9 protein-coding genes and 1 pseudogene are annotated in these 10,178 nt (G+C 66.2%); 5 read left to right on the top strand and 5 right to left on the bottom strand.

The features are described 5' to 3' along the window. On the bottom strand, positions 1-1,195 hold a 1,195-nt coding region (gene rpsA / locus QOC69_RS25855), incomplete at its 3' end, for a 30S ribosomal protein S1 (RefSeq protein ID WP_526445025.1). Positions 1,196-1,379: 184 nt separating this feature from the next. Here rpsA and QOC69_RS25860 point away from each other — a divergent pair. Then, the gene (locus QOC69_RS25860; protein WP_526445039.1) at positions 1,380-2,528 is read left to right on the top strand and encodes a PrsW family intramembrane metalloprotease; all 1,149 of its coding nucleotides are present in this window, start codon (positions 1,380-1,382) and stop codon (positions 2,526-2,528) included. Here the strand turns inward: QOC69_RS25860 and polA are convergent. Continuing rightward, on the bottom strand, positions 2,525-5,185 hold the full coding sequence (gene polA, locus QOC69_RS25865; protein WP_526445041.1) for a DNA polymerase I: 2,661 nt from the start codon (positions 5,183-5,185) through the stop codon (positions 2,525-2,527). The genes QOC69_RS25860 and polA overlap by 4 nt on opposite strands. Before the next feature lie 111 nt (positions 5,186-5,296). Here polA and QOC69_RS25870 point away from each other — a divergent pair, with 111 nt between their 5' ends. The 4 genes from QOC69_RS25870 to QOC69_RS25885 all read left to right on the top strand — a co-directional run bounded on the left by QOC69_RS25870 (position 5,297) and on the right by QOC69_RS25885 (position 8,229). Beyond that, positions 5,297-5,659, top strand: coding sequence for a VOC family protein (locus tag QOC69_RS25870; protein WP_526445027.1), 363 nt, complete (start codon positions 5,297-5,299; stop codon positions 5,657-5,659). Between the two features lie 67 nt (positions 5,660-5,726). Then, on the top strand, positions 5,727-6,176 hold the full coding sequence (locus QOC69_RS25875; RefSeq protein WP_526445029.1) for a Zn-ribbon domain-containing OB-fold protein: 450 nt from the start codon (positions 5,727-5,729) through the stop codon (positions 6,174-6,176). Beyond that, positions 6,173-7,372, top strand: a complete 1,200-nt coding sequence (locus tag QOC69_RS25880) for a lipid-transfer protein (RefSeq protein ID WP_526445031.1) — start codon at positions 6,173-6,175, stop codon at positions 7,370-7,372. Before QOC69_RS25875 ends, QOC69_RS25880 begins: the two co-directional genes overlap by 4 nt. A gap of 8 nt (positions 7,373-7,380) precedes the next feature. After that, positions 7,381-8,229 carry an SMP-30/gluconolactonase/LRE family protein gene (locus QOC69_RS25885; RefSeq protein WP_526445033.1) on the top strand — a complete coding sequence of 283 codons (849 nt, stop codon included), beginning with the start codon at positions 7,381-7,383 and terminating at the stop codon, positions 8,227-8,229. Between the two features lie 23 nt (positions 8,230-8,252). Here the strand turns inward: QOC69_RS25885 and QOC69_RS25890 are convergent, their stop codons facing one another. From QOC69_RS25890 to QOC69_RS25900, 3 genes and pseudogenes are all read right to left on the bottom strand, one after another. Next, complete coding sequence (locus QOC69_RS25890; RefSeq protein WP_526445035.1) at positions 8,253-9,011, bottom strand: ABC transporter ATP-binding protein; 759 nt, start codon at positions 9,009-9,011, stop codon at positions 8,253-8,255. Next, on the bottom strand, positions 8,995-9,837 hold the full coding sequence (locus QOC69_RS25895; protein WP_526445037.1) for an ABC transporter ATP-binding protein: 843 nt from the start codon (positions 9,835-9,837) through the stop codon (positions 8,995-8,997). The genes QOC69_RS25890 and QOC69_RS25895 overlap by 17 nt, the downstream gene beginning before the upstream one ends. Positions 9,838-9,864: 27 nt before the next feature. After that, positions 9,865-10,178: pseudogene (locus QOC69_RS25900) on the bottom strand (branched-chain amino acid ABC transporter permease); the annotation flags it as partial.

Raw genomic sequence — 10,178 nt, forward strand, 5'->3', positions numbered from 1 at the left:
CGGCGTCGAAGCCCTCGGGGAAGATGTAGTTGCCGGCCTCGTCGTAGCTGTCGGCCATGCCGTACTTCGACGGGTCGAACTCCTCGGTGTAGTCCTCGTTGGCCTGCTTGAGGCTCAGCGAGATGCGACGACGCTCGAGATCGATGTCGATGACCTTGACCATCGCGTCGTCGCCGACCTGGACCACCTGGTCCGGGACCTCGACGTGGCGCTCGGACAGCTCCGAGATGTGCACCAGACCCTCGATGCCCTCGTCGACGCGGACGAACGCACCGAACGGCACCAGCTTGGTGACCTTGCCGGGCACGATCTGACCGATCGCGTGGGTGCGGGCGAAGTGGCGCCACGGATCTTCCTGAGTGGCCTTGAGCGACAACGAAACCCGCTCGCGGTCCATGTCGACGTCGAGCACCTCGACCGTGACCTCGTCGCCCACCGTGACCACCTCGGACGGATGGTCGATGTGCTTCCAGGACAGTTCGGAGACGTGCACGAGACCGTCGACGCCGCCGAGGTCGACGAACGCGCCGAAGTTGACGATCGAGGAGACGACACCCTTGCGGATGGCGCCCTTCTGCAGCTGGTTGAGGAACTCGCTGCGCACCTCGGACTGGGTCTGCTCGAGCCACGCGCGGCGTGAGAGCACCACGTTGTTGCGGTTCTTGTCGAGCTCGATGATCTTGGCCTCGATCTCCTTGCCGATGTACGGCTGCAGATCGCGGACCCGACGCATCTCCACCAGCGACGCGGGCAGGAAGCCGCGCAGGCCGATGTCGAGGATCAGGCCGCCCTTGACGACCTCGATGACGGTGCCCTTGACGGCCTCGTCCTTTTCCTTGAGCTCTTCGATCGTGCCCCAGGCGCGTTCGTACTGCGCGCGCTTCTTGGACAGGATCAGACGGCCTTCTTTGTCCTCCTTGGTGAGGACCAGCGCCTCGACCTCATCGCCGACGGACACAACCTCACTGGGGTCCACGTCGTGCTTGATGGAGAGTTCGCGGGAAGGAATGACACCTTCGGTCTTGTAACCGATGTCGAGGAGTACTTCGTCACGGTCAACCTTGACGATGGTCCCCTCGACGATGTCGCCATCGTTGAAGTACTTGATGGTCTTGTCGATGGCGGCGAGGAAGTCCTCGGCTGAGCCGATGTCGTTGACAGCTACTTGCGGAGAGGTGACGGAGGGGCTTGGCATGTTGTTGGGTTGCTCCGGACAGGTTCAATCGTAGGGACAGATGGTATTGGCGTGACTCGCGTTCAAGCACGTACGAGCACCCCACGAGCCTACTCGACTGTGCACACGCTGGACAAACTCGGGTCAGGTTCCGCCGCTGACCGGAAACGTCGATCGCTACCCTACTTTGGTGTCACACCCCGCCATGGCGCCGCAGCCGCGGCCTTTCATTCCGCCGCTGCCGAGGCGGATCCGCAAAGTCGGAGCGCCCCTCGGGGTGATCATCGCGCTCGGAACCGTCACCGGGCTGATCGTCATTCTCCTGACCGCGGTCAACCCCGTCGGCACGGCTATCGGCTTCACCCTCGCCAGCGTCGCGACGACCGTCGTCCTGCTGGCCTACCTGTGGCTCGACCGGTACGAGCCGGAGCCGCCCCGGCTGCTGGTGCTGGCGTTCCTCTGGGGTGCATCGGTCGCCGTCGTGGTCTCGGTGATCTTGGAGGTCTGGTTTGGCTCGTTGCTCGGTGAAGGCGCCGAGACGACCGGCGCCGGCACGATAGTGTTCGGTGCGCCGATCATCGAGGAGGCCGCCAAGGGCTTGTTCCTGCTGCTCATGATGACCGGCAGGCGCCGAAACGAACTCAATTCGCTGACCGATTGTCTGGTCTATGCGGGTATCACCGCGGCGGGCTTCGCGTGGCTGGAGAACATCTTCTACATCTCCGACGGCGGTTCGCTCGGGGAGTCGCTGGGCGTCGCGGCGCTGCGGTTGGTCATGGGGCCGTTCGCGCATCCGCTGTTCACCACGATGACCGGCATCGGGGTCTACTTCGCACTACAGCGGAAGAACCCTCTCGCCAAGGCCGGCTTCATCCTGCTCGGCTACGCGGCCGCAGTGCTCATGCACGCGCTGTGGAACGGCTCGTCGCTGGTGAGCATCGAGGCCTACTTCCTGGTCTACCTGTTGTGGATGGTGCCGGTGTTCGGGCTGGCGATAGCCCTCGCCGTCTACAGCCGCCGTCGTGAGCAGAGGATCGTTACCGCCAAACTGCCTGCGATGATCGCGGGCGGCCTGGTGATGCCCAACGAGGCGACCTGGCTGGGTTCGATCCGCAACCGGAAGGCGGCGATCGGGGAGGCGTCCCGGCTGGCCGGACGGCCCGCGGGGAAGTCGGTGAAGAACTTCGCCGCCCAGGTGGTCGAGCTCGCCTACGTGCGGGACCGGATCGACCGCGGCTTCGGCGACCCCCGGGTGTACGCGCTGCAGAACGAGGAGGCGTACTGGCTGACGGCGTCGCGGGCGGCGGCGCCTACGCTGCAGCAGCTCGCCGGATACCGCGCGCCCGGGCCCTAGTGCGCTGCAACGTCCCAGCTGCGGCCGTAGCCGACCGATACCTCCAGCGGGACGTCCAGCGGGTAGGCGCTGCCCATCTTGTCGCGAACCAACTCCTCGAGCACCTCGTGCTCACCCGCCGCAACCTCGAACAGCAATTCGTCGTGAACCTGTAGCAGCATCCGTGACGTCAGCCCGGCGTCCTTGAGCGCGGTGTCGACGTTGATCATCGCCACCTTGATGATGTCGGCGGCGCTGCCCTGGATCGGCGCGTTCAGCGCGGCGCGTTCGGCGGCCTCGCGCACGTTTCGGTTGCTGCTGTCCAACTCCGGCAGGTAGCGCCGCCGGCCAAGGACGGTCGACGTATAACCGTCCTTGCGGGCCTGATCGACGACCGACTGCAGGTAGTCACGCACCCCGCCGAAACGCGCGAAGTACGCCTCCATCTGGACCTTGGCCTCTTCGGTCGAGATCTTCAGCTGCGAAGCCAACCCGTATGCGCTGAGGCCGTAGGCCAGTCCGTACGACATCGCCTTGACGCGGCGGCGCAACTCGGGAGTCACCTCGTCGATCGGCACGCTGAAGGCCCGCGATGCGACGAACGAGTGCAGGTCCTCGCCGGTATTGAAAGCTTCGATGAGGCCGTCGTCCTTCGACAGGTGCGCCATGATCCGCATTTCGATCTGGCTGTAGTCGGCGGTCATCAGTTCGGCGTACCCGTCGCCTACCACGAACGCGTCGCGGATCTGCCTGCCTGCCTCGGTCCGAATCGGGATGTTCTGCAGGTTCGGTTCGGTCGACGACAGCCGGCCGGTGGCGGCGATGGTCTGGTTGAACGTGGTGTGGATGCGCCCGTCCGAGCCCACCGCATTCAGCAGCCCGTCGACGGTGACCTTGAGCCGCGTCGCGTCGCGGTGCGCGAGCATGTGCTGAAGGAACGGGTGGCCGGTCTTGTCGAACAACGACTGCAGCGCATCGGCGTCGGTGGTGTAACCGGTCTTGGTGCGCTTGGTCTTCGGCATCTCGAGCTCGTCGAACAGCACCACCTGCAGCTGCTTGGGCGAGCCGAGGTTGATCTGCTTGCCGATCACCGCGTAGGCCGCCTCGGCGGCATCGCGGATCTGGTTGGCGAACTGGCTCTGCAGCTGGCCGAGCAGGTCGAGATCGACCGCGATGCCTGCGGACTCCATCGCCGCCAGGGCGCGCTGCACCGGCAACTCCATCTCGCCAAGCAGCGATGACGAGTCGATGCGGGCCAGTTCCTCGTCGAGGGCGTTGGCCAGGTCGGCGACCGCGGAGGCCCGCAGGATCAGCGTCTGCACCGCCTGGTCGTCGACGCCGTCATCGTCATCGAGCAGCGAAAGTTGTTGCTGTTCCGGGTTGTCCGCACGGAGCTCGCGGCGCAGGTACCGCACCGACAGGTCGTCGAGGGCGAAGCTGCGTTGCCCGGGCCGGACGAGGTAGGCCGCCAGTGCGGTGTCGGAGGTGACGCCCGCGAGTTTCCAGCCGCGGCCCTCCAGATCGTGCATCGCCAGCTTGGCTTCGTGCAGGGCCTTCGGTAAACCGGGATCGGCCAACCAGGAGGCCAGCGCGGCCTCGTCCTCGGAATTCAAGGTGGCCGTGTCGACGAAGACGCCCTCCCCGTCCGCAGACACGATCGCCAGGGCGGTGGCGTCGGCGTCGAATGCCAGGTGGGTGCCCACCACGGCCAGCCCGAACCGGTTGCCGAGGCTGTGCTCGGTGAGCCACGCCGCGAGCGCGCCCGGCTCGAGAGCGCCGCCGCGCACGTCGAAGCCTTCTTCGACTTCGGGATCGGCCGACGCCAGGGTCTCGAACAACCTGTCCCGAAGCACCCGGAACTCCAGGTCGTCGAACAGCCGATGGATCTGATCGCGGTCCCATGGCTGCATGCGCAGCGTGTCGGGGGTCTGCGCGAGCGGCACGTCCTTGACCAGCTCGGTGAGTTCGCGGTTCAGCACCACGCTGGCCACATGGGCGCGCAGCGCGTCGCCGACCTTCCCCTTCACCTGGTCGATGTTGTCGACCAACGATTGCAGTGAGCCGTATTCGGCGATCCACTTCGTCGCCGTCTTCTCCCCAACGCCGGGAATGCCGGGCAGGTTGTCGCTGGGATCGCCACGCAGCGCCGCGAAGTCCGGGTACTGCGTGGGGGTGAGGCCGTACTTGTTCGCCACGGCTTCCGGGGTGAAGCGGGTGAGCTCGCTGACGCCCTTGATCGGGTACAGCACCGTCACGTCGTCGCTGACCAGCTGAAGTGCGTCGCGGTCGCCGGTGACCACCAGCACCCGGTAACCCTCGTCCTCGGCCTGGGTGGCCAACGTCGCGATGAGATCGTCGGCCTCGAATCCCGCCTCGGCGAGCACGGTGATGCCGAGCGCGACCAGCACCTCCTTGGTGATGTCGATCTGGCCCCTGAACTCGTCGGGCGTGGCCGACCGGCCGGCCTTGTACTCCGGGTACTTGTCCTTGCGGAAGGTCTCCCGCGACACGTCGAACGCGGCGGCGATGTGGGTTGGGCCCTCGTCGCGGAGCAGGTTGATCAACATGGCCGTGAACCCGTACACCGCGTTGGTGGTCAAGCCACCCTGGGTCTTGAAGTTCTCGGCAGGCAGCGCATAGAACGCCCGGAAGGCCAGCGAATTGCCATCCAGCAGCATGAGTGTGGGCTTCTCGTCGGCGTTGGCCGTCTTCTTCGCGGATGCTGTCTTGGCGGGGCTCACGGCCCTACCCTATGCACCCGTAGTGACATTCAACCGAGAGGAACCTCCGTGGACATGAAGCTCGAGCTGGTGACCCTTCCGGTCAGCGACGTCGACCGGGCCAAGGCGTTCTACGTGCAAGCCGGCTTCAATGCCGACCACGATCATCAGGTCACTCCCGAGCTGCGCTTCGTACAGCTGACTCCGCCGGGCTCGGCCTGCTCGATCGCGATCGGCGACGGCCTCACCGACGCGGCACCGGGCTCGGTTCGCGGCATGCAGGTGGTGGTGGCCGATGCCGATGCCACCCACGCCGATCTGACCGCCCGCGGCATCGAGGTCAGTGCGGTCGAGGACCTGCCCTGGGGGCGGTTCGTATACTTCGCCGATCCCGACGGCAACCAATGGGCCGTGCAGCAGCTCGTCGGCTGACCGTGCAACGCTGAATCAAACTGCAACACGTTTCAGTTTTGGGGTGTCAATCGGTAGTCTTGGCCGCGTGCCAGGAGCATTCGACGCCACCAATCAGCTACCGGCCATCGACGGATGGTTCGCCATCGACGACGCCGGGCAGACACACCTCATCGCCGGGAAGTGCGTGCAGTGCGGTACCTACGTCTTCCCGCCGCGGGCCAACAACTGCCCCAACCCGGCGTGTGACTCCGATGAACTCGACCAGGTGCCGCTGTCCCGACGCGGAAAGGTGTGGAGCTACACCGAGAATCGGTATCCCCCGCCCGCGCCGTACCCGGCGTCGGATCCCTTCGAGCCATTCGCCATCGCCGCGGTGGAGCTCGCCGACGAAGGACTGATCATCTTGGGCAAGGTCGTCGACGGCACCCTGGCCGCCGACCTCGAGGTCGGCATGGAGATGGAACTGACCACCATGCCGCTCTACACCGACGAGGACGGATTCGTTCGCAGCGTCTACGCCTGGAGGATCGCATGACCCCGGACCCGCTCTACATCCTCGGCGCCGGCATGCACCCGTGGGGCAAGTGGGGCCGCGACTTCACCGAATACGGCGTCGTCGCTGCCCGCGCAGCGCTGGCCGAGGCCGGCCTGGACTGGCGCCAGATCCAGCTGGTGGCCGGCGCCGACACCATCCGCAACGGCTACCCCGGCTTCATCGCCGGGTCGACGTTCGCGCAGAAGCTGGGCTGGAACGGCGTCCCGGTCAGCTCGAGCTACGCGGCGTGTGCCAGTGGCTCGCAGGCGTTGCAGAGCGCCCGCGCACACATCCTGGCCGGGTTCTGCGACGTCGCCCTGGTGATCGGCGCTGACACCACGCCCAAGGGGGCCTTTGCACCCGTGGGCGGTGAGCGCAAGAACGATCCCGACTGGCAGCGGTTCCACCTGATCGGCGCGATGAACCCGGTGTACTTCGCGCTGCTGGCCCGCCGTCGGATGGACCTCTACGGTGCCACGTCGGAGGACTTCGCCCAGGTAAAGGTCAAGAACTCCCGCCACGGCCTGCAGAATCCGAATGCCCGCTACCGCAAGGAATCCGCGGTCGAGGACGTGCTGGCCAGCCCGGTCGTCTCCGATCCGCTGCGGCAGCTGGACATCTGCGCGACGTCCGACGGTGCGGCGGCTCTGATCGTCGCGAGCAAGTCCTTCGCGGAGAAGCACCTCGGCTCGCTCGAGGGCGTGCCGTCGGTGCGGGCCGTGTCCACGGTGACCCCGCGCTATCCGCAGCACCTCCCCGAATTGCCCGACATCGCAACCGATTCCACGGCGGTCGTGCCAGGTCCCGACCGGGTGTTCAAGGATCAGATTCTGGACGCCGCGTACGCGGAGGCGGGCATCGGGCCCGACGACGTCAGCGTGGCCGAGGTGTACGACCTGTCCACGGCGCTGGAGCTCGACTGGTACGAGCATCTCGGGCTGTGCGCCAAGGGTGAGGCCGAGGAGTTGTTGCGCAGTGGCGCAACGACAATCGGCGGCCGAATCCCGGTCAACCCCTCCGGCGGCCTGGCGTGCTTCGGCGAGGCCATCCCCGCGCAGGCGATCGCGCAGGTCTGCGAGCTCACTTGGCAATTGAAGGGTCAGGCCATCGGCAGACAGGTCGAGGGCGCCACGGTGGGCGTGACGGCCAACCAGGGCCTGTTCGGCCACGGGTCATCGGTGATCGTCGCGCGCTAGCGTGCCTCATGGCCCCCATCGAAGTTGTTGAGCCGCTGCCCTTCGTCGACGGCATCGTCTACGGGGAAGGACCCCGCTGGCATAACGGCCGCCTGTGGTTCAGCGACGGGCCGGCGAACAAGGTCTACTCAGTTGGCGAGAGCGGTGACCTCACCGTCGAGGCCGAGGTCGCGCACGCCTCCGGGCTGGGCTGGCTTCCCGACGGGACGCTGGTGGTGTCCTCGTTGATGGAAGCCAAGATCCATCACGTCGACCCGCGAGGGAAAGTTGTGGCCACATATGACCTCAGCGATCTCGCCACGATGACCAACGACCTCCTCGTTCTCCCCGACGGCCGTGCCTACGTCGATCTGTACCAGGTGACCGCGACCACGATGGAAGGTGCGATCGGACTCATCGAGCCCGGCGGTAACGTCCGGGTCGTCGCAACCGGGCTCGCCGTCCCCAACGGCATGGGGATGCTGCCCGACAAGTCGACCATCCTCGTCAACGAAATGAACGCGTCGCGGATCCTCGCGTATCAGGTCGAACCAGACGGAAGTCTCGGCACCCCAAGCGTGTTCGCCGAGCTCGGCGCAGATCGCCACCCCGACGGCCTCTGCGTCGACGTCGAAGGAGGCGTGTGGGTCGGCTCCTACGACACCGGCGAGTTCCTCCGTGTCCTGGCGGGCGGGACCGTGACCCACCGCGTCGCGATCGACAGTGGGTGGTCGGTCGCACCCGCCCTCGGCGGAGCCGACGGCCGCACGCTGTACATGGTGATCGACGACACCACGATCAAGGGCCTGCTGAAGGGCGAGTCGACGGGGTGGGTCATGCAGGCGCGCGTCGACGTCCCGGGTGCGGGATCGCCCTGAGCTGCGTGTGGCGAGTCTTGGGGTCAGGCCACGCCGAGGTAGGCGGCGCGAATGCTGTCGTCGGCCAACAACTCCCGCGCCACCCCGCTGCGCGTCACCCGCCCGGTCTCCAGGATGTATGCCCGGTCCGAGCGAGTCAGCGCCTGCTGGGCGTTCTGTTCGACCAGCAGCACCGTGGTGCCCTGCGAGTTGATCTCGGAGATGATCTTGAAGATCTGCGAGATCACCATGGGAGCAAGCCCCATCGACGGTTCGTCGAGCAGCAGCACCTTGGGCCGCGCCATCAGCGCCCGACCGATGGCCAGCATCTGCTGCTCGCCACCCGACAGCGTGCCGCCGACCTGGGTACGACGCTCAGCGAGGCGCGGGAAGGTCTCGAACACCCAGTCCAGCCGTTCGCGGTGTTCGGAACGGCTCGCGAACTTCCTTCCGTAACAGCCCATTTCAAGGTTCTCGGTGACGGTCATGCCGGGGAAGACACCGCGTCCCTCCGGCGCCTGGATCAGCCCGTCGGTGACCCGGCGATGGGCCTTGACCTTCGACATGTCCTTGCCGTCGAACCAGACCGAGCCCGACGACAGCGGTCGCAGGCCCGAGATGGCGCGCATCATCGTGGTCTTGCCCGCACCGTTGGAGCCGAGCAGCGTGACGAGTTCGCCTTCGCGCACGACCAGCGAAACACCGTGCAGGGCTTGAATGCGCCCGTAGTGCACGACGACGTCGCGGACCTCGAGCAGGATTGGTCTCGGATCGAGATCAGTCGTCTCAGCCGAGTTCGTCATCGGGCACCCCCAGGTATGCGGCGATGACCGCCGGGTTGTCGCGGATCTCGGCAGGCAGACCGTCGGCGATCTTACGACCGAACTCGAGCACGACGATGCGGTCGGTGACACCCATGACCAGGCGCATGTCGTGTTCGATGAGCAATACGGTGTAGCCGTCATCCCGAATCGCCTGGATCAGCTCGATGAGCGCGGACTTCTCGCTCGGGTTGAAACCCGCGGCGGGCTCGTCGAGGCACAGCAGCTTGGGCTCGGTGGCCAGTGCGCGGGCGATCTCGAGCCGGCGCTGATCGCCGTACGGCAGGTTCCTGGCCTTCTCCTCGCCGCGGTGCGCGATGCCGACGAACTGCAACAGCGCCGCAGCGCGTTCGATGGCGTCCTTCTCCTCACGCCGGTGCCTCGGGGTGCGGACCAGCGCCCCGGGAACCGACGTCTTGTGCCTGGCGTCGGTTCCGACCACGACGTTCTCCAGCGCCGTCATCTCACCCCAGAGCCGGATGTTCTGGAACGTTCTGGCGATACCGCGCCGGGTGATCTGATACCTCTTGATCCGGCCGAGTGGCGCACCGTCGAACGTCACCGTGCCCGAGGTAGGCCGGTACACACCGGTGATCGCGTTGAAGCAGGTGGTCTTTCCCGCGCCGTTGGGTCCGATCAGGCCGAGGATCTCGCCGCGCTTGATCTGGAAGGTCACCGAATCGAGCGCGGTGAGGCCGCCGAACTTGACGGTGAGGTCCTTCGTCTCAAGAAGCGGTTCACCCTCGGCCGTCTGGACTTCTCGGTGCAGGGCGGCGAGGTCCTCGTCGATCACCGGTTCGTCAGTCATGCGCGATCCCGCTTCGCTTCTCGCTCGTCACGCCGCCGCCTTCGAATCGTCGGCGCTGCTGAGCAGTTTGCGCGCAGACCTGCCGTAGGCGAGCAGCTGCTGGCGCACGGGGAACAGGCCTTGCGGCCGGAAGATCATCAGCACGACCAGCGCCAGGCCGAAGAACAGGTATTTCAGGTCGCCGAGGTTGACCCCGAACAGATGCACGCCGAGCAGTCGGTTGGGCAGGTAGACGATGATGAACGCGCCGAAGATGACGCCCAGCTTGTTGCCCTGCCCACCGAGCACCACGGCCACCAGGAACAGCATCGAGTTGATGATGTTGAAGTTGGTCGGCGCGA

This window comes from Mycobacterium sp., assembly GCF_032162105.1.
GTDB lineage: Bacteria > Actinomycetota > Actinomycetes > Mycobacteriales > Mycobacteriaceae > Mycobacterium.

Coding starts and splice junctions, on each gene's coding strand:
- QOC69_RS25860 (WP_526445039.1), top strand. CDS start 1,380: ATGGCGCCGCAGCCGCGGCCTTTCATTCCGCCGCTGCCGAGGCGGATC.
- polA (WP_526445041.1), bottom strand. CDS start 5,185: ATGCTGCTGGATGGCAATTCGCTGGCCTTCCGGGCGTTCTATGCGCTG.
- QOC69_RS25880 (WP_526445031.1), top strand. CDS start 6,173: ATGACCCCGGACCCGCTCTACATCCTCGGCGCCGGCATGCACCCGTGG.
- QOC69_RS25885 (WP_526445033.1), top strand. CDS start 7,381: ATGGCCCCCATCGAAGTTGTTGAGCCGCTGCCCTTCGTCGACGGCATC.
- QOC69_RS25890 (WP_526445035.1), bottom strand. CDS start 9,011: ATGACGAACTCGGCTGAGACGACTGATCTCGATCCGAGACCAATCCTG.
- QOC69_RS25895 (WP_526445037.1), bottom strand. CDS start 9,837: ATGACTGACGAACCGGTGATCGACGAGGACCTCGCCGCCCTGCACCGA.